Annotated in this window: 16 protein-coding genes; 4 read left to right on the top strand and 12 right to left on the bottom strand. The window is 49.2% G+C overall.

Annotated elements, in window-relative coordinates; genetic code table 11:
- Positions 1–20 precede the first annotated feature (20 nt).
- A complete protein-coding gene (locus tag NYE62_RS03760; RefSeq protein ID WP_342497251.1) occupies positions 21–1,151 on the bottom strand; it encodes a DEAD/DEAH box helicase in 1,131 nt (376 codons plus the stop codon).
- A gap of 171 nt (positions 1,152–1,322) precedes the next feature.
- On the opposite strand from NYE62_RS03760, the gene NYE62_RS03755 reads away from it, so the two are divergent.
- Entirely contained in the window at positions 1,323–2,879 is a 1,557-nt protein-coding gene (locus NYE62_RS03755) for an ABC-F family ATP-binding cassette domain-containing protein (RefSeq protein WP_012117051.1), read from the top strand.
- 43 nt (positions 2,880–2,922) lie between these two features.
- Here the strand turns inward: NYE62_RS03755 and NYE62_RS03750 are convergent, their stop codons facing one another.
- The 3 genes from NYE62_RS03750 to NYE62_RS03740 form a co-directional block, all read right to left on the bottom strand.
- Entirely contained in the window at positions 2,923–4,107 is a 1,185-nt protein-coding gene (locus NYE62_RS03750; RefSeq protein ID WP_144464601.1) for an MFS transporter, read from the bottom strand.
- 63 nt (positions 4,108–4,170) lie between these two features.
- Positions 4,171–4,593: a MerR family transcriptional regulator gene (locus NYE62_RS03745; protein ID WP_039252362.1), complete on the bottom strand. Its 423-nt coding sequence runs from the start codon at positions 4,591–4,593 to the stop codon at positions 4,171–4,173.
- A gap of 191 nt (positions 4,594–4,784) precedes the next feature.
- Positions 4,785–6,674, bottom strand: coding sequence for an ABC-F family ATP-binding cassette domain-containing protein (locus NYE62_RS03740; RefSeq protein ID WP_039252364.1), 1,890 nt, complete (start codon positions 6,672–6,674; stop codon positions 4,785–4,787).
- Positions 6,675–6,832: 158 nt separating this feature from the next.
- Here NYE62_RS03740 and NYE62_RS03735 point away from each other — a divergent pair, with 158 nt between their 5' ends.
- Positions 6,833–7,900, top strand: coding sequence for a glycosyltransferase family 2 protein (locus NYE62_RS03735; protein WP_007609987.1), 1,068 nt, complete (start codon positions 6,833–6,835; stop codon positions 7,898–7,900).
- Between the two features lie 46 nt (positions 7,901–7,946).
- Here NYE62_RS03735 and NYE62_RS03730 read toward each other — a convergent pair whose 3' ends face one another.
- From NYE62_RS03730 to NYE62_RS03720, 3 genes are all read right to left on the bottom strand, one after another.
- Positions 7,947–8,846, bottom strand: a complete 900-nt coding sequence (locus tag NYE62_RS03730; RefSeq protein WP_095352318.1) for an SDR family oxidoreductase — start codon at positions 8,844–8,846, stop codon at positions 7,947–7,949.
- Between the two features lie 129 nt (positions 8,847–8,975).
- Positions 8,976–9,830, bottom strand: a complete 855-nt coding sequence (locus NYE62_RS03725; protein WP_007408955.1) for a methyl-accepting chemotaxis protein — start codon at positions 9,828–9,830, stop codon at positions 8,976–8,978.
- A gap of 15 nt (positions 9,831–9,845) precedes the next feature.
- Entirely contained in the window at positions 9,846–11,303 is a 1,458-nt protein-coding gene (locus NYE62_RS03720) for an aldehyde dehydrogenase family protein (protein WP_007408954.1), read from the bottom strand.
- Between the two features lie 245 nt (positions 11,304–11,548).
- Here NYE62_RS03720 and NYE62_RS03715 point away from each other — a divergent pair, with 245 nt between their 5' ends.
- Positions 11,549–12,934: an amino acid permease gene (locus NYE62_RS03715; RefSeq protein WP_031379282.1), complete on the top strand. Its 1,386-nt coding sequence runs from the start codon at positions 11,549–11,551 to the stop codon at positions 12,932–12,934.
- Between the two features lie 117 nt (positions 12,935–13,051).
- The gene (locus NYE62_RS03710; RefSeq protein ID WP_007408952.1) at positions 13,052–14,281 is read left to right on the top strand and encodes an MFS transporter; all 1,230 of its coding nucleotides are present in this window, start codon (positions 13,052–13,054) and stop codon (positions 14,279–14,281) included.
- 29 nt (positions 14,282–14,310) lie between these two features.
- Here NYE62_RS03710 and NYE62_RS03705 read toward each other — a convergent pair whose 3' ends face one another.
- From NYE62_RS03705 to NYE62_RS03685, 5 genes are read right to left on the bottom strand one after another with little or no spacing between them, the layout of a single operon-like run.
- Positions 14,311–15,249 carry a putative nucleotide-diphospho-sugar transferase gene (locus tag NYE62_RS03705; protein ID WP_095352327.1) on the bottom strand — a complete coding sequence of 313 codons (939 nt, stop codon included), beginning with the start codon at positions 15,247–15,249 and terminating at the stop codon, positions 14,311–14,313.
- Positions 15,250–15,264: 15 nt separating this feature from the next.
- Positions 15,265–16,425 carry a glycosyltransferase gene (locus NYE62_RS03700; RefSeq protein ID WP_020955479.1) on the bottom strand — a complete coding sequence of 387 codons (1,161 nt, stop codon included), beginning with the start codon at positions 16,423–16,425 and terminating at the stop codon, positions 15,265–15,267.
- A 28-nt stretch (positions 16,426–16,453) separates the two neighbouring features.
- Positions 16,454–17,365 carry a putative nucleotide-diphospho-sugar transferase gene (locus NYE62_RS03695; protein ID WP_007408949.1) on the bottom strand — a complete coding sequence of 304 codons (912 nt, stop codon included), beginning with the start codon at positions 17,363–17,365 and terminating at the stop codon, positions 16,454–16,456.
- Between the two features lie 24 nt (positions 17,366–17,389).
- Positions 17,390–18,358 carry a GDP-mannose 4,6-dehydratase gene (locus NYE62_RS03690; RefSeq protein ID WP_012117042.1) on the bottom strand — a complete coding sequence of 323 codons (969 nt, stop codon included), beginning with the start codon at positions 18,356–18,358 and terminating at the stop codon, positions 17,390–17,392.
- A 6-nt stretch (positions 18,359–18,364) separates the two neighbouring features.
- Positions 18,365–19,129 (bottom strand): glucose-1-phosphate cytidylyltransferase, encoded by a 765-nt coding sequence (locus NYE62_RS03685; protein WP_015417001.1) that lies wholly within the window; start codon positions 19,127–19,129, stop codon positions 18,365–18,367.
- Between the last annotated feature and the right edge of the window lie 164 nt (positions 19,130–19,293).

Genomic DNA, 19,293 nt, shown 5'->3' with positions numbered 1-19,293 from the left:
GGCTTCCCGCCCTCCGTTTCTTATTTCTCAGATAATTTTCCGCCTGAATAAACGGCCTCTTTCAGCGCAATTCCGAGTGATTTGGCCATTTTTTTCAATTTGGATTCTTCCATCGGCGTGACAAGGCTGAGTACGGTTCCTTCTTTACCGGCCCGCCCCGTCCGGCCTGATCTGTGAATGTACCCGTCTTCATTCGGGATGTCCGCGTGAATGACGTACGGAAGATCATCGATATCGAGTCCGCGCGCCGCAATGTCAGTCGCCAGAAGCAGCGGAAATTCTCCCCGTTCAAACGCTGATAATATCTTTGCCCGCTCCATTTTTTTCGCTTCTCCGTGCAGGATGCCGAGATCCACGTGGTGATAGGCGAGTTTTTCCGCATAGACGCTTAAATTTCCGATATCTCTGACGAACACGAGCGCCTGCATGCCGTTCAGCCGTGACAGCTTTTGCAATAGCTTCACTTTATCCCGCTGATCACAGACGAGATATTGATGCGTGACCCGTGCTTTTTCCGCCGTATTCCGCTCCACTTTCAAAACGGCCGGTTCGTGTGCGATGGTATTCAGCACCTGTTCTGTTTCCGGCTGCAGCGTAGCGGAAAAGCTTAAAAGCTGTCGGTCTTTCAGCGTCGTTTTAATGATTTTTTTCATCGTTTCGCGGTGTTCCTTTGTCACGAGCTGATCAGCTTCATCAAGAACGATCGTCTTGACTTCATGCATTTTCAGCTTTTTCGCCTGAATCAATTCGAGCACCCTGCCCGGTGTGCCCGCAATGATATGCGGTTTATTTTTGAGCTTTTCCACCTGCTTTTTCACGTTTGCTCCGCCGATCAAAGACAAAGCGCGAAGATCAGAGCCTTTTTTCCATTCCTGAATCACTTGGAAAATCTGCATCACCAGCTCGCGGGACGGCGCTAAAATGATCACTTGCGGATGTTTCTGTTCCAGGTTGATCCGCTCCAGAACCGGAAGCGTGTACGCCAATGTTTTTCCCGTTCCCGTCGGGGATTCGGCGATGACGTCTTTCCCTTCCATAATCACCTGAGCGGCTTTTTCCTGAATGACGGTCGGCTCCTGAAAACCTGACGCCTCCCAGTTTTCGGCGATAAATGGTTGTGTCTGCTGTAAAAATGGCCATGTTTGGGTCATGTCGTTCTCCTCAATTCTTAAAATCTACTCCATAGTATCTCAAATGCAAGCGCCAAACGCAATTTTCTTTTTCCTTCCAAGCCTTTTAACAAACGGTCTCCTCCTTTATAATCATAAATGAGAAAGACACATGATAAATAAAGCGTGTCTGATAACGATAGAGGTGTAATGATGAGTATTTTATCCGTAAAAGATTTAAGCCACGGCTTTGGTGACCGTGCGCTTTTTAACAATGTATCGTTCCGTCTTTTAAAAGGGGAGCACGTCGGCTTAATCGGAGCAAACGGCGAAGGTAAATCAACGTTTATGAATATTATTACCGGAAAACTTGAGCCTGATGAGGGTAAGGTTGAATGGGCGAAAAACGTGCGTGTCGGCTACCTCGATCAGCATACCGTGCTTGAAAAAGGAAAAACGATCCGCGACGTGCTGAAAGATGCGTTCCATTACTTATTTGCGATGGAAGAGGAAATGAATGAGATTTACAACAAAATGGGCGAAGCGGACCCTGATGAGCTTGAGCAGCTGCTTGAAGATGTCGGTGTCATTCAAGATGCCCTGACAAACAATGATTTCTATGTGATTGACAGCAAAGTTGAAGAAATCGCCCGCGGCCTCGGCCTGCAGGATGTCGGACTTGACCGCGACGTCACTGATTTAAGCGGCGGACAGCGGACGAAAGTGCTGCTCGCCAAACTGCTTTTAGAAAAACCGGAAATTCTTCTGTTGGACGAACCGACCAACTACCTTGATGAGCAGCATATTGAATGGCTGAAACGCTATTTGCAGGAATATGAAAATGCGTTCATCTTAATTTCTCACGACATTCCGTTTTTAAACAGCGTGATCAATTTGATTTATCATGTGGAAAATCAGGAGCTGACTCGTTATGTCGGCGACTACCATCAGTTTATGGAAGTCTACGAAGTGAAAAAGCAGCAGCTCGAAGCCGCCTATAAAAAACAGCAGCAGGAAGTGGCTGAGCTGAAAGATTTCGTCGCCCGCAACAAAGCGCGGGTCAGCACGAGAAATATGGCGATGTCCCGCCAGAAAAAGCTTGATAAGATGGATATGATTGAACTGGCGGCCGAAAAACCGAAACCGGAATTCCATTTCAAGCCTGCGAGAACGTCAGGCAAGCTCATTTTTGAAACGAAGGACTTAGTCATCGGCTACGATACTCCGCTGTCACGCCCGCTCAATCTCAGAATGGAGCGCGGACAGAAAGTCGCCCTGTACGGCGCAAACGGCATCGGGAAGACGACGCTGTTAAAGAGCCTGCTCGGTGAAATCCAGCCGCTGGAAGGCACGGTGGAACGGGGCGAGCATCAATACACGGGCTATTTCGAGCAGGAAGTGAAAGAAACCAATAACAATACGTGCATCGAAGAAGTGTGGAGCGAATTTCCTTCCTTTACCCAGTACGAAATCCGCGCCGCCCTCGCCAAATGCGGCCTGACGACCAAACACATTGAAAGCCGCGTCTCCGTTCTCAGCGGAGGAGAAAAAGCGAAGGTCAGACTGTGCAAGCTGATCAATTCAGAAACAAACCTGCTCGTGCTTGACGAACCGACAAACCACCTGGATGTCGATGCGAAAGAAGAGCTGAAACGCGCGCTGAAAGAATACAAAGGCTCCATTCTGCTGATTTCCCACGAACCCGAGTTCTACATGGATATCGCGACGGAAACATGGAATTGTGAATCTTGGACGACGAAAGTGCTGTAAACACAAAAAGGAACTCCCGCCTGTGCGGAAGTTCCTTTTTTTCTTAATGTCCGGCTTTTATTCCGGCGAGATGTTTGCGTCCCATGAGAAGGACAAGCATGCCGACAAAAACGACGATCCCGCCTACTGTATATGGAGTGCTTGCGGTGAAGTGTTCTGACAGCATCCCCGCAATCCACGGAGCGAGCGCACCGCCGATAAAACGGACTGAGCTGTAGGCTGAAGACGCGATTGAACGTTCAACCGGCGCAGAACCCATCACAGCGGTTGTCATGATCGTATTCACCATACCGAGAACAGCACCGGCGACAACGATACATGTAATGATCAACGTCTGATGGTCAGTCCAGATCCCCATGACGATGAGAATGACCGCAAAGGCGATAAAGAGAACGACGAGCGAACCCACTGTTCTCAGCGCTTTGTGCACGAGCGGCGCCGTAAAGACTGACGTAATTGCCAGCAATAACCCCCAGCCGAAGAAGACATATCCAAGGCCGTGTTCATCTAAATCCAGCACGAACGGAGAATAAGCAAGCAAAATAAAAAATCCAAAGTTGTATAAGAATGCAGATACTGCCATTGTCAAAAGGCCTTTATATTTGAGCGCCTTCATCGCATCAAACACACCGACGCGTTTCGCCGGTTTCGGCAGCTTCGGCAGCATGAGTGAAATCGCGCAAAGCGCTATGAACATAAGGACAGATACTCCGAAGAACGGAGCGCGCCATGAGATGCTGCCAAGCTCTCCGCCGGCAAGCGGCCCGACGGAAATCCCCAAACCGAGCGCAGCCTCATACAGAATAATGGCTTTGGCGCTGCCGCCGACTGATACCCCGACAATGACGGCAAGCGCGGTTGAAATAAAGAGAGCATTCCCAAGCCCCCAGCCGCCGCGATAGCCGACAAGCTGAGCGATTGAACTTGAGCTTCCGCCGAGAGCGGCAAACACGATGATAAAAATAAGTCCGAGAAGCAGCGTCCATTTTGCGCCGATCCGGCTGGAAATCGCGCCGGAGAAAAACATCATAAAACCGGTAACGAGCAAATAACTTGTAAATAACAGAGATACTTCACTAGGTGAAGCATGTAATTGTGCGGCGATCGCCGGAAGAATCGGATCGACAAGACCGATTCCCATAAAGGAAATAACACAGGCAAACGCAACCGCCCAAACGGCTTTCGGCTGGCTGAATAAGCCTGTTTTCTGTTGTGATGATGTATCCATTTGACCAGACCTCCTGTTTCATCCATTAAAAGAAACGCTATATCCATAGCGTTTACAGCAAAATCATTCGATTGATTGAATGGCGCGGTCAGCTTTTTCTTTCATTCCGTTAAGGCGCGTTTTAAAATGCTGAAATGTGCTGATCTTCTCATCAATCATCTCAAGCTGGTGGTTCAAAGCGTGCTGAATCTCTTCCAGCTTTTCTTTCCGTTCCTTCAGATCCAGTGACAACAAGTACCCCTCTTTGTTTAATTCCAGCTGACGGCTCATCTCCATAAACTGCTGAAGCTCCTGAAGGGAAAAACCGAGCACTTCTTTTGTGCTGGTGACTTTTTCGAGCTCCTCCATATCATCTTCAGAGTAAAGCCGGACGCCGCCTTCTGTCCGTTTAGGAGCAGGAATCAAACCAATCTCCTCGTAAAAACGAATGGTTCGTTTTGTCAATCCGCTTCGCTTGGCAACTTGATCAATCTTCATCCATTCCAAGGTGAATCCCCCTCTTGTCGTATCTGTTTCTATTATACACCATTTGAACCTTAACGTAAACGTTAACTTTTTATGCCTGATAAACTTTGCTTGGACAAAACGTTTGTCTTTAAAGCGCCGGGAGACATCTGTGTAAGATAAAAAAAGCCGGAATGACCCGCCATCTTTCTCGGGGGCCGTACCGGCTTTTCTTAATTCTCAAGTTCTTCAATCATCAGTGACAATTCGGTCCAGCGCTCCATCGCCGCTTCAAGCTCTTCAGCCGTTTTTGCCTGTTCGGCCATCAGTTCTTGAATCTTTCCGAAATCACTTCCCGCTTCAGCGATTTCCGCTTCCAGACGCTGATGCTTTTCTTCAAGGCCGGCGATTTTGTCTTCGATGCCGTCCCATTCGATCTGATCCTTATATGAAAGCTTTTTGCGCTTTTTCTTCGGCTCTTCCTCCGCCTTTTTCTCTTCGGCCGGCTGTTTTACCGCCGTCTTCTTCGCTTTTGCGTATTCCATGTATTCACTGTACGAACCTTGGAAACGGGAAATGACGCCTTGTCCTTCAAATACGATCAGGCGGTCAATGACGCGGTCAAGGAAATAGCGGTCATGGGATACGGTGATGACGACGCCTGGGAACTGTTCGATATAATCCTCGAGCACGCTTAATGTTTCTGTGTCCAGATCATTGGTCGGCTCATCTAAAAACAGCACATTCGGTTCCTGCATCAGTACATTCAGCAAGTACAGACGGCGCTTTTCCCCGCCCGACAGCTTTCTGATATATGTCTGCTGCATCGGACGCGGGAACAGAAAACGCTCAAGCATTTGTTCCGCGGTGATGACATCGCCTTCCGCCGTTTTGACGATTTCAGCCGTCTCTTTTATATATTCAATGACTTTCATATCACCGTTCATTTCGCTGTGGTCCTGGGTGTAGTAGCCGATCCGGACCGTCTGCCCGATGGTGATACTGCCGCTGTCAGGCTGAATTCTGCCGGCGAGGCTGTTTAAAAGTGTCGTTTTCCCGATTCCGTTCGGCCCGATGATGCCGATTCGTTCCCCCGGGATGACAAGCTCATTAAACCGGCTGATCAGCGCTTGGCCGTTATAGGTAATGGCGACGTTATCGGCTTCGATCACCTGTTTTCCGAGACGGTGGGAACCGATCGCGAAATCGAGTGATCCGGAGACTGCCGGCCCTTTTTGCTCTTTGAGCGCCTCCGCTCTGTCCACTCTCGCTTTTTGTTTCGTCGAGCGCGCTTTCGCCCCTCTTCTGAGCCACGCCAATTCGCGGCGCAGGAGGTTTTGACGTTTTGTTTCTTTCTGCTCCGCCAGCGCTTCCCGTTCGGCCCGTTTTTCCAGGAATACTTCATAGTTTCCTTTATACGTATAAAGGCTGCCTCTCTCAAGCTCGTAAATTCTGTTCGTCACCCTGTTCAGAAAATATCTGTCGTGCGTGACAAGCATAACGGCGCCCGGATATTGCGATAAGTAGCCTTCCAGCCATTCAATCGTTTCATTGTCCAAGTGGTTTGTCGGTTCATCCAAAATGAGCAGGTCAGCCGGCTGGATGACGTTTTTCGCAATCGCGACGCGCTTTCTCTGGCCGCCGGACAGCTCGCTGACATCCTTCATCAGATCGGTGACGCCAAGTTTGGTTAAAACCGTTTTGGCTAACGTATTCGCCTCCCACGCATCATTCGCATCCATTCGGGCCTGCGCATCAAGCAGCTGTTTCTGGCGCTGGTCATTTTCCGGTTCTTCATTCAGCGCCTGAAGCGCTTTTTCGTATTCTCTCATCGTTCTCATGACGGCTGATCCGCCGGAATAAATATGTTCAAGAACGGTTTGTCCGGCCGGAAGATCAGGGTCCTGATGCAAAAACTCAATATGCACGTTTCCTGAGGCCGTAATCTCGCCTTCCTCCGTTGATTCAAGGCCGGCAATGGTTTTCAGAAGCGTAGACTTCCCCGTTCCGTTCGGGCCGATTAAACCGATTCTTTCATTCTCTTCAATATGAAAGGAGATATGGTCGAATAATGTCTTATCTCCGTATGTTTTATAAAGGTTTTCCGCTTTTATGATGCTCATGGTCCCTATCAATCCTCACGTAAGTTCATGTGTTCATTTTAAATCAGGCGCTGGAATAAAACTAGTAAAAGGACAGACAAATTTCTTGGAAGAGATCATTTTGTCCGAAGAATGTTTCCGCCTCTCCTTTTATACACTGGAGGTGAAGAGGTGATGACATGATCAGCGTCAGTTTGTGCGTTATCGTGAAAAATGAAGAGGAAGTGCTTGCGGGCTGTCTTGATTCCGTCAAAGACATTGCGGATGAAATTGTGATTGCTGATACGGGCTCGACCGACCGGACGAAAGAAATCGCGGCCCGTTATACGGATAAGATTTATGATTTTGAATGGATCGATCACTTTGCGGCCGCCCGTAACTTTGTGTTTTCGAAAGCGGAAATGGATTATATTCTGTGGCTGGACGCCGACGATATATTGACGGAAAAGGACCGTGAAAAGCTGATTGAACTGAAGGCGTCGCTTTCAAAAGAGGTGGACGCGGTATCCATGTATTATCACGTCGGCTTTGATGCACGGGGAGAGGTCAGCTTCAGATACCGCCGCAACCGACTCGTCAAGCGTGAAAAAGGGTTCCGCTGGATCGGAGCCGTGCATGAGTATCTTGAAGTATACGGAAACATCATAGAAACCGATATTGCCGTCACACACCGGAAATCCGAGAAAAAGCACTCGCCTCCCTCAGACCGCAACTTGAAGATTTATGAGAAAATGGCGGAAAACAGTGAAACGATGACACCGCGCGATTTGTTTTACTTCGCGAATGAATTAAAGGATCACGGCCAGTATCAGCGCGCCATCACGTATTATCACCATTTTCTTTCCACAAAACAGTGCTGGATCGAAGACGAGATCAGAACGTGCCAATATCTATCCGATTGCTACAGGGCGGTCGGCCATGAAGAGGCCGCCATGACGTCTCTCTTAAAATCATTTCTGATCGATTGTCCGCGGCCGGAGTTCTGCTGCAGGCTCGGCGACTATTTTGCGGAGAAACGGCAATACCGGCAGGGTGTGTTTTGGTATGAGCTCGCCCTATCCGCCAAAAGCAGTGATGCAGGCTTTACCCAGCTCGAATATTCCACCTGGTATCCCCATCTGCAGCTCTGCGTCTGCCACTGGCAGCTCGGCGACAGAGAAAAAGCGAAGATTCATAACGACAAAGCCGCCTCCTATCATCCGTCACATCCGAGTGTCCTGTATAATCAAAACGTGCTCGGCACATAACATCGAAAAAAAGAGCTGCCCCGTATGAAGGGCAGCTCCTTATTCATTACGCTGTCGGAATTCCTCCGCTTACACTGTAAATCTGGGATGTCACATAGCTCGATTCTTCTGAGGCCAAAAAGACATAAATCCCTGCTAGCTCCGCCGGCTGTCCGGCGCGCTTTAATGGAACGGCCGGTGTTTCCTTGCCGAATTTCGGAATGTTTTCACCGGGCTGTCCTCCCGAAATCTGCAGAGGCGTCCAGATCGGCCCCGGCGCTACCGAGTTGACTCTGATTCCTTTATTCGCCAGCTGTTTTCCTAAGCCGACGGTAAAACCGATAATGGCATGTTTCGTCGCGGCATAATCCAACAGCATCGGGCTTGGATTATAACCTTCTACGGACGTTGTCGTGATAATAGACGCGCCTTCCGGCAGATACAGAAGCGCGGCTTTGACGAGCCAATACAGCGAGAATACGTTGACTTCAAATGTTTGATAGATTTGTTCTGTGGCAAGATCGCTGATATCATCCACTGCCTGCTGTTTGCCGGCGACAAGAGCGAGCGTGTCAAGACCGCCAAGCTCTTGATACGCTTTTTCCGCCAATTCTCCGCAAAACGCTTCATCGCTTAAATCTCCCGGCAGCAGAACGGCTTTTCTTCCCTCTTTTTCAATTAACGCTTTCACTTCTTCGGCATCCGGCTGTTCCTCAGGCAGATAGTTAATCGCCACATCCGCCCCTTCCCGGGCATAAGCAATCGCGGCGGCCCGGCCGATACCTGAATCGCCGCCGGTGACGAGGGCTTTTCTTCCCTTCAGCTTGCCGGCTCCTTTATAGCTCGTTTCACCGCAGTCCGGCACAGGCTTCATCTCTTTCTGCAAACCGGGCGGTTCTTGATATTGTTTTGGAAATTCATCATGATCATATTTCGTCAGCGGGTTGTGCAGATTTGCATCAGACATACAAGACTCTCCTTTATCATTGGTGATGTATTCGTATGTGTACCCCTTTAGCATGACGGATCAAACGTGTAAGTGCAGTTTCAGATTGATAAAGGAAAAACAAAAAAGGAGCCCGTAAGCTCCCTTTTTTTATGACTCTCCGAGTACGTTTTCAGCCATTTTCGCTAAATGCTGGGCGCTTCCCGAAATTTCCTGCATCGTGGCAGAAATTTGTTCAACCGCCGCCGCTTGGCCGTTTGTATTCTGGTTGATGGATTCAATTGAGTCCTCCAGCCCTTTCAGCAGGCTGTGGATTTTTTTCGTAATCTGGTCAATTTGGCCGACGTTGTCTTTTGAATGAGTGGCAAGCTTGCGGATCTCATCCGCCACCACGGAAAAGCCCTTGCCGGATTCTCCTGCTCTCGCGGCTTCAATGGCCGCATTCAAACCGAGCAGATTGCTTTGATCCGAGATGCCCTTGACAGTGACGGAAATGTCGGCGATTTCTCCCGCGCTTTCACTGACTTGTTTCGCCTGAGCGGAAATTCCGGTCATCTGTGCTGAGAAACCGCTGATGGATTCTGAGATATCCGCGATGGCCGAAGCGGTCTGTTCCACGACGGCGGACAGGCTTTCAGCGACATCATGAAGCTTGGCTGATTTTTCAAGGCTCGTGCCGAGACCGACGCCGCCGATGACTTTTCCGTTTTCATCATGAAGCGGAATCGCTCTGGCGATCAGCGGAAATCCGAAGAGCTCTTTCGGCACCATGCTTGTCTTCTTCTGATTCATGCGGATCGCGTCTGTAATGATGTCCCCTTTTTGCAGCGGGTCTCCCGGCTTTACGTTAAGAGAAAACGTTTTAGCCGGAATATTCACGATTAATTTTTCTGTATCATAAATTCCGATGGTGATGTCATCTTGGATCAGGCTGTTTAAAAAAGGCGCAACTTTGACAAATGCGTCAAGCAGGCTGTGCGTTTGCTGCTCCGTCTGTATACTCATTTCTTTCACTCCTTCTTAATATGGGAATTGCCGTTTTTCATGCTGAACCGAAATCCATTTCAGCGTGGTGAATTCTTCTAGGCTCCATTCGCCGTTCAGCCTGCCGAGACCTGATTGCTTCTCGCCGCCGAACGCGACGTTCGGTTCATCATTAATGGTCGTATCGTTGACGTGAATCATGCCGGTTTCGATCCGCTTAGCAAACTCAACGCCGCGCTCAACGTTTGCCGTATGCACGGCTCCGCTTAAACCGAACGGTGTCGCGTTTGCGATGCTTACCGCTTCATCCTCCGTTTCAAACGGCATGATGCAGACGGCCGGTCCGAACAGCTCCTCCTTCGCAATGCTCATCTCAGGCTTCACATCTTTTAAAATGACGGGCTCAGCGACCGTTCCGCTGAATCGGCCGGACAGCACCGGAACCGCTCCCTCTTCTATCGCTTTTTCGACAGACCGTCTCAGACCTTCCGCCTGTCTCTCATTGATTAAAGGGCCGATAACCGTATCAGGGTCCATCGGATCGCCGACTTTCAGCGATGACACTTTCGCTTCGTAAAGCTCTGTAAATTTGTCATATACAGATGTGTGAACGAGCACGCGGTTCGCCGACATACAGATCTGGCCTTGATGCGTAAACCGGCTGAATACGGCCGCATTGACGGCGTATTCAAGATCAGCATCCTCTAGCACGATCAGCGCGCTGTTTCCGCCAAGCTCCAACAGCGGTTTTTTAAAGTGTTTGACCGCAAGCTGTCCGATATAGCTGCCCACTCCGGTTGAGCCTGTAAATGAGATTATCCGCGGGACGGGATGCTCAACAAAGCTGTCGCCGATCTCCCCGATATCCGTCACGATAACATTCAGCAGCCCGTCCGGTACGCCGGCCGCTTCAAAAATTTTCGCGATAAGCGTTCCGCCGCAGATCGGTGTTTCTTCATGAGGCTTCAGCACGACGCCGTTCCCCGCGCCGAGTGCCGGCGCAACAGATTTCATCGAAAGGAAAAACGGGAAATTAAACGGGCTGATCACCCCCACGACTCCTGCGGGTATTCTGTACAGCCTGTTTTCTTTTCCGTCAATCGTGGACGGGAGAATTTTCCCTTCCATCCGCACCGGAAATGTTGCGGCTTCTTTTATCATATTTTTGACAAGTCCGATTTCAAACTCAGCCTTCAGCCGTGTTCCGCCAAGCTCCTCCATGATTAAGTAAATAATCGCTTCTTCGTGCTCTTCAATGAAAGAAACGGCTTTTTCCAAAATGGCCCGCTTTTTAAAAGGGTTTACTTTGTCCCATTCTTGTTTCGCAAGAGCCGCGGCGCGATATGCCGCATCCACGTCATCAGACGTCGCTTTTTGGAATGAGGTGATGACTTTTTGAGTATAAGGATTTCTGTTTTCCAATACGTTCCGGCTGCTCCCATCCCTCCATCGGCCGCCGATAAACTGCTTATTTAGTTCTTCATATTGAAACATGTAAAACATCTCCCTTTCACCGAAACTTGAAATTAGTTGATGAGTCATCTTTTGTATCGGTCTTAAGGTGAGAAAATTGAACTATTTCACAATAAAATTCCCGTTCCTTCCGTGCATCGACGCTTTTTAGCTTTGTCCTTTTAAAGTGGAAAATTCTTTAATTGACTGCGAGAAATTTCGACAATATAATACAAACGTCAGTGTATATAATGATAAGAATATTATGAATTTTCAGGAGGACCCATATGTCTTTACTATTTCGGAAAAAGCCGCTGGCCGACTTAAAGGCCCAGAGCAAACAGACCAGCCTGTCCCGCTCGTTAAGCGCTTTTGACTTGGTTTTGCTCGGAATCGGCTGTGTTGTCGGCACGGGGATTTTTGTGATTACCGGGACTGTGGCCGCGACAGGCGCAGGACCGGCTTTGATTCTGTCGTTTGTGCTCGCGGGCCTTGCCTGCGCGCTCGCCGCGTTTTGTTATGCGGAATTTTCTTCATCCATTCCGATTTCAGGCAGCGTATATACGTATTCATATGTCACTCTCGGGGAGTGTCTCGCGTTTTTAATCGGATGGGACTTAATGCTTGAATATGTCATCGCGCTCGCCGCCGTCGCAACCGGCTGGTCATCCTATTTCCAGTCGCTTCTTGCGGGCTTCGGGCTGCATCTTCCGGAGGCGCTGACCGCCGCACCCGGCAGCAAAACGGGTGCCGTGTTCAACCTGCCGGCCGTTATCATTATTTTGGTCATTACCGCGATTGTTTCAAGGGGCGTGAAAGAAAGCACCCGCTTTAACAATGTCATTGTATTGATGAAAATTGCGATCATTCTGCTGTTTATCATCGTCGGTTTCGGCTACGTGAAACCGGAAAACTGGTCGCCGTTTATGCCGTTCGGAATGAAAGGCGTCATCACGAGCGCCGCGACCGTTTTCTTCGCGTATCTCGGATTTGATGCCGTGTCAAACGCGTCGGAAGAAGTGAAAAACCCGCAGAAATCAATGCCGGTCGGAATCATCGGCGCGCTCGCCATCTGCACCGTCCTTTACATTACGGTATCGCTCGTCCTGACGGGAATGCTTTCGTACACTAAGCTGAATGTCGGGGATCCGGTATCTTTCGCGCTCCAATTTGTCGGCCAGAACAAGATAGCAGGCATTATTTCCGTCGGCGCGATTATCGGGATTACAACGGTCATGCTCGCTCTGCTTTACGCTCAGGTGCGCCTTACATTTGCGATGAGCAGAGACGGCCTTTTGCCCCGCATGTTTTCCAAGGTTCACCCGCGTTTTAAAACACCGTTTCAAAACACATGGGTGACGGGGATCGCTGCCGCCGGGATCGCGGGTTTTATTGATCTGGGAACCTTGGCGCATCTCGTCAACATGGGAACCTTGGCGGCCTTTACGGTCATTGCGATCGCCGTCATCGTTTTAAGAAAGAAACATCCGGAGATCAAATCTTCCTTCCGTGTTCCTTTCGTGCCTTTTGTGCCGATCATCAGCGCATGCTTATGCCTGTATCTCGCAAGCAGCCTGCCGGGCGTGACATGGCTCGCCTTTGTCATCTGGATCGCCGCCGGGATCGTCGTTTATATGATGTATTCGAGAAAACACAGTTTGTTAAATAAATAAAAAGGGAGGCTCTTTTTTCTGTTTGAGAAAGAAGAGCCTTTTTTGCACTTGATAATTCATTCACCATATGAATAATATGGTGTATGCTTCGTTTACATAAAAAGGAGGAGAATCACTTTGGCAATTGCCGCCCCGCTTAAAGAAAAACCTGTCCATCGTCCCGAGACAACCATGTATTCTATTTTGTTCATTATCGGGATCTGTCATCTGCTGAACGATTCACTGCAAGCGGTGATTCCGGCGATGTTTCCGATATTGGAACGTTCCATGAATCTTACATTTACGCAGCTCGGAATTATCGCCTTTACGCTGAATATGGTGTCTTCCGTGATGCAGCCCGTCATCGGCTGGTATACGGATAAACGCCCGATGCCGTATGCCTTGCCGCTCGGACTCACCGCAAGCATGCTCGGCATTTTAGGTCTCGCGTTCGCCCCGTCTTTTCTGACGATTTTATGCTGTGTCTTTTTTATCGGCCTTGGCTCCGCCGTCTTTCATCCTGAAGGATCGCGTGTCGCCTACATGGCCGCCGGCGAAAAGCGCGGCTTGGCGCAATCGATTTACCAAGTCGGAGGGAATACCGGCCAGGCGATGGCGCCCTTGATTACCGCGCTGATTCTCGTTCCGCTCGGTCAATTCGGCTCTGTCTGGTTTACGCTAGTCGCCGCAATCGCTGTTCTGTTTCTCATTTATATCGCCAAATGGTATAAAGGCCGCCTTATTCATTTGCGGGCCGTAAGTAAAAAATCACCGGCCTCCGCTGTGCAGACCGTGATTACAAAACCGATTATTCTCGCCCTTATCATGATTATCTTCTTAATTTTCGCGCGCTCCTGGTATGTGAGCGCGATCGGCAACTTTTATACGTTCTATGCGATGAATGCCTATCATGTCAGCATTCAGCAGGCACAGAGCTACATCTTCGTCTTTTTATTTTTCGGAGCTGTCGGAACGTTTCTCGGCGGGCCGCTTGCAGACCGTTTCGGAAAGCGGAACGTCATCATCGTTTCGATGATAGCATCGGCTCCATTGACGATTTTCCTTCCGTTTGCGGGACCTGTCATCGCCTATGGCGTACTGGCGCTGATCGGTGTTGTTCTGATGTCCAGCTTCTCCGTGACTGTTGTCTACGCGCAGGAGCTTGTTCCAGGCAAAATCGGAACGATGTCAGGGCTTACGGTCGGGCTCGCCTTCGGAATGGGCGCGATCGGAGCCGTTGCGCTCGGAGCTCTTATTGATTCAGCGGGATTGACGCCGACCATGACAGCCGTCGCCTTTCTGCCCGTTTTAGGTCTGCTCGCCTTTGTCCTGCCGAGCGACAAAACATTAAAAGAATGGCATTCATAAAAACAATCCCTGCCGAAAAGGCAGGGATTTTATGTTTCAACCGTATAAAAATGAGTATCAGGAACCGCGTATTTCGGAATAAACCCGTCTCTGAAATCAGGAAACGCTTTTTGAATTTCATCAATCCATTTTTTTACGTTTTTGATGTACGGCACGTAAATCATATTGACTGTCGCCTCGTCATCAATGTGATAGTACCAGCACAGATTGAATTCGTTCTCCGTGACGAGCGTAAAGCCTGAAAAATGATAAAAAATCAGCGGGGTGTTATTGACATATACAGCCCCGCCGCGCAGGCTGACATCATATTGCTCAATATTCCACAGCGCCGCATTCGCGCCGATCGACTCCGTGACATGAACGTCTTCAAACTGCGCGGGCCACTTTTCAACATACCTTTGGTCACCGTATGTCTTTTTTTCTTCATTCATCTCCACCGTACAATAGGAGATGCAATCCTGTCTCCACTGCCAGACCGCCCGATACGCTTCCCCGGTATTCCGCGCGCCGACAAACCCGGTGTTGTACTGCCCCGTCAGCTTGTAATAAGACGCAAACCGTTCTGAATTGCGGTGATCCGTCAGAAAAAGGGAAGCATCCGGCTTTTCCGCAAACAGCTCGCCCGCATCTGAGAAGAAAAAGAGATCGGTGTCCAAGTGGGCAAAATATTCGGCTCCATCATACTCCGTCATCACATGGAACAGAAATGCCGGTTTCAGCGTCCAGCAATATTCATGAAACGTCCGTCCGCCCTTTGCTTCAAGCAGCTCCGGGTCCTCCATTTCATGGAGCTGAACCGCCGTGACATGTTCCCACGGCACCTGCTGAAGCAGTTCGTACGCTTTCTGGTCGACACACAGCACATACAGATGAAAATCCCGGCAATGCTCATGGAGAGAATGAATCATCGGCATCAGTTTAAAGATATGCGTTCTGGAAACAATGGTTGAAAAATGATATTTACTCACCATATCACATCCAATTTATTTAAGATCCACATGCAGTAAATCAGCAGCCAGCGCTTTGAACGCCCTTGCAAAGTGCGTGACGCCCAGCTTTTTTTCCGCTTTTGCCAAAAGCTTTCCGACCTCCGGCAGATTGAAGCTGTTCGCCGTGATCCGCGGGCTTTTCGTCTTCCAGTCCGGGTCGAGGTTGCGGTCTTTAACCGCGTGCAGCAGCTCGAGAAAAATGTGCAGCAGGCTTTCATATTTCTCATAATCAAGCAGCACTTCGATGTCTGCCATCATGCTGTTGGTTAACTCCGCGTCAAACGGGCCGTTAAACGCGAGGTGCACGTCAAGCGAACGAATGTCATTGTACTTGTCGCACATGTACGCGATATTCGCCCTGATATCATCAACGGAAGCGCAGTTGCTCGGATGCTCCTGATGGACGCTCATGATATCGCGCCGCAGCTGAAATCTCATTCCCGACTGATGAAGCCTGATGCCGAGATCATAATCTTCAAAGCCGTATCTGACAATGCCTTCATCAAACAGCCCGAGATCTGCCACGTGCTGTCTCTTGACTGACGAATTGTTCGTAATGAAAAAACGCCACGGCAGACGGTAGCCTTTCAAATCATCTCCGTATTTTTCCAAAATGCTTTTCAGCACACGGATAAAGTCGGTATCTAAATCAAAGCATTGGTCAAGAAAACTTCCGTCTCTGATGTCACTTTCATCAAGGAGCGGCTCTTTATCGCCCGGCAGCTCTTCATACAGTTCGGCGAGTTTCTCTTTATGCTCTTTTTCAAAACGGTCATAATAAAAGCTGTAAATCCGCTTCCAGAACATACCGCATACGACTAAATCGTCCCGGTTCTCATGAGCCTTGATATGCTTCGCCACCAAATCCTTTTCGGCAAGCATGTCGCTGTCATGGAAGATCAAAATATCGCCTCTGGCATTGCGGACCGCCTGATTCCGTCCGTAAGCGATCCCTCTGTTTTCTTTAATTCTCACAAAAATCAGCGGAAAATTCGCGCTGAATGATTCAAGCATGGATAAGGTTCCGTCTTCCGAACCGTTGTCAGCCACAATCACTTCGAACGGCTCTGTGCATTCCTGTTCATTCAGGGACAGCAGGCTGTTATAAAGCCGCTCCTTGGAATTATATGCGGGAACAATGACGCTTGCCTTCACTTTTCGTTCACTTCCTGTATATGATCATTTATTTGTTATCATCCTCAGATGCAAAGCCGCTGAACTCCGGGCAGACGGCGCTGACCGTCCCGATCACCCGCTTCAGAATATCCTGATAAAGCTGATGGACAAACGGCAGGTCGGTCCGGTCCGTCTCATGAATCTGCCGAATGTCGCCGGCTGTAACGATCCGGTATCCGCTGAAATGATAGAAAATCAGCGGACTTCCGTCTTCGAGCACAAGACGCCCGTCCTTCCATGAAAACGTGTGGCGGCCGTAATTCCAATGGCCGATATTCACGCCGGGCGTGGTGATGTCACACACATTCGGGAACAGGCCGGACATGTAATCCAAGTAGCCTTGATCTCCGAATTTTCCTTCGCCCGGCGCATTTTTGCATTCTTCCAGGCAGCGTTCTTTCCACCATCTGAGACAATCTGTACCGGCACTGTCGGTTTTGAAGCTGAGAAAACCGGAATTATACCGGCCTAAAAGACGCTGCAGCATGTCGATTTCCTGTTTTCCAAATGAGGGAATGACGATATCGCCCCGTGACAGAAGCACCGAACAATCCGGCTGATTGTCAAAAATCGCGCGCGGATCAGCGAAGAAAAACAAATCGGCATCAATGTACGTGACACGCTCTAATTCCGGATGTCCGTCCAGCACGAATTCGAGAAATACCGGCTTCACCGTCCAGCAGTATTCGCTCTGATCCCTCGTCCGCTTCAGTTCAAGGAGCTCCTCATTTTCCAGTGCGGACACCTGAATCAAGGTGACATTATCCTGCCGCATTGCCTGAAGCACGTCATAGGTGTCTTGGTCCATACACAAAGTAAAAATGGGGGCGTCCGCCTGAACCGCTTTCAATGAGCCGAACAAAGCGATAGCCTGATACAGCCTTCCTTTTGATAAAACTGTGCAATATGCGCTTGTCACGTCTTTCTCTCACCTCTGTTTCTGTTACTTTTGAAAAAAGGCTTTATACCATTCGATCGTTTTTTCCAATCCTTCATCAATGGTATGCGCGGGCGTCCAATTCAGAAGCTTCCTCGCCTTTTCCGCCGATAAATATTGGTGCTTGATTTCATGGCTTCCCTGGTTGAGCACTTTCGGCTTGAGGTCACTGTCCATGGCCTTAAGAATTTTTTCTACAAGCTCCAGCACCGTCAGCTGAATCTCATTGCTGAAGTTGAACGCTTCTCCCGCAAGATTGAGCTCCTCCATCTTTTCCGCCAGCAAAAGGTATGCCTCGACCGCATCCTCGATGTAAAAATAATCACGGATAAATGTGCCGTCGCTGCGGATTTCCGGCGCTTCACCGTTCAGCACGAGCTGAATCGTCTGCGGAATAATCCGGTTAAAGTTCAAATCTCCGCCGCCGTACAAGTTGCCGCAGCGCGTAATACAGACCGGAAGTCCGTACGTATTAAAATATGTGTGGCTTAACAAATCGGCACAGCTTTTTGATACGTCATACGGATGTTTGCCCTGAAGAGGCATGTTTTCATCGTACGGCAGTGTCGGCTGGTCGCCGTACGCTTTATCACTGGACGCGACGATCACCCGCTTGATGAGCGGATGCCTGCGGCACGCTTCAAGGATGTTCCATGTGCCGAGAATATTGGCTTCAAATGTGGAAATCGGATTGCGGTTTGCGACGCCGACGATCGCCTGAGCGGCTAAATGAAAGACCGTGTCAATTTCATATTCGCCCAGCGCCCGCTCAATCACATCCAGATCTTCAAGCGCACCCTGCACGATATTCATTTGCTTCACTTGTTCTCCCTGATACAGGTTCGACTTGGGCACAGTGTCACGGACAAGTCCCGTCACATTGGCCCCCTGATCGATCAGTTCCTTCACCAAGCAGCTTCCTAAAAGACCTGTACATCCCGTCACAAACACATTTTTATTTTTCCAGAAACTCAAACTTGATCACCATACCTTCCATACATGTTGTCCCCGGTCCCACATCTTGTTGATTTCCAGCAGGTTTTTATACGTATCGATCGCCGTCCAGAAACCGTAATGCCGGTATACCGCCAATTCGCCGTCTTTCGCCAGCTCTTTCAGCGGTTCTTCTTCAAACATGACATCCCTGTCTTTCGGCAGATAATCAAATACCTTCGGGCTGAGTACGAAAAATCCGCCGTTGATGATGCCGTCACTCGAGGTTTTTTCAGAAAAGCTTTTCGCCATGCCGTCTTCAACCGTCAACGTTCCGAATTGCGAGGACTTTTCTATACCGGTGACGGTCACCGCTGCCCCTTTTGATTGATGATAGCTGATCAGATGAAACAGGTTGATGTTGGCCAGTCCGTCCCCGTACGTCATAAGAAAGGTTTCATCACCGATGATGTCCTTTGCCTGTAAAAGCCGCCCCGCTGTCTGCGTGTGTTCCCCCGTGTCTAAAAAAGTGATTTTCCACGGCTCGGATTTTCCCAATATCCGTACTTCTCCGGTAGAGCTGTCCAGCGTCATGCTGTGATTCTTCCAGTCATAATCTAAGAAATATTCCTTAATCATCTCTCCTTTGAAACCAAGAAGCAGGATAAATTCGTTCACGCCATAGTATTGATAGAGTTTCATAATATGCCATAGAATCGGTTTGCCGCCTATCATGGCGAGCGGTTTGGGACGTTCATTGGTGATTTCGCTCATTCTCGTTCCTTTTCCGCCGCAGAGAATGACTGCTTTCATCTCTACCCCTCTTCTCTGTGAATATTGGATTCGAAACCGCCCGTATAAGAGAAACCATCCCGATAATTTGTCCGATTCTCTATCACCGGTTTCAAAATCTACTGTAAGATATGAGAGATTGGCGCCCTTTGTGACCAAAAGCTCTCTCTTTTTTCAGATTGGTG

Origin of the sequence: Bacillus sp. FSL K6-2861 (assembly GCF_038630725.1) — a bacterium.
GTDB lineage: Bacteria > Bacillota > Bacilli > Bacillales > Bacillaceae > Bacillus > Bacillus velezensis.
Note: the sequence above shows the minus strand (reverse complement) of the source record. Positions and strands in the feature narration are given on the sequence as shown.

What these genes read in the sequence shown, in the direction of transcription:
- NYE62_RS03760 (WP_342497251.1), bottom strand. Translation starts at nt 1,151, where the DNA reads ATGACCCAAACATGGCCATTTTTACAGCAGACACAACCATTTATCGCC.
- NYE62_RS03755 (WP_012117051.1), top strand. Translation starts at nt 1,323, where the DNA reads ATGAGTATTTTATCCGTAAAAGATTTAAGCCACGGCTTTGGTGACCGT.
- NYE62_RS03750 (WP_144464601.1), bottom strand. Translation starts at nt 4,107, where the DNA reads ATGGATACATCATCACAACAGAAAACAGGCTTATTCAGCCAGCCGAAA.
- NYE62_RS03740 (WP_039252364.1), bottom strand. Translation starts at nt 6,674, where the DNA reads ATGAGCATCATAAAAGCGGAAAACCTTTATAAAACATACGGAGATAAG.
- NYE62_RS03735 (WP_007609987.1), top strand. Translation starts at nt 6,833, where the DNA reads ATGATCAGCGTCAGTTTGTGCGTTATCGTGAAAAATGAAGAGGAAGTG.
- NYE62_RS03730 (WP_095352318.1), bottom strand. Translation starts at nt 8,846, where the DNA reads ATGTCTGATGCAAATCTGCACAACCCGCTGACGAAATATGATCATGAT.
- NYE62_RS03725 (WP_007408955.1), bottom strand. Translation starts at nt 9,830, where the DNA reads ATGAGTATACAGACGGAGCAGCAAACGCACAGCCTGCTTGACGCATTT.
- NYE62_RS03720 (WP_007408954.1), bottom strand. Translation starts at nt 11,303, where the DNA reads ATGTTTCAATATGAAGAACTAAATAAGCAGTTTATCGGCGGCCGATGG.
- NYE62_RS03715 (WP_031379282.1), top strand. Translation starts at nt 11,549, where the DNA reads ATGTCTTTACTATTTCGGAAAAAGCCGCTGGCCGACTTAAAGGCCCAG.
- NYE62_RS03685 (WP_015417001.1), bottom strand. Translation starts at nt 19,129, where the DNA reads ATGAAAGCAGTCATTCTCTGCGGCGGAAAAGGAACGAGAATGAGCGAA.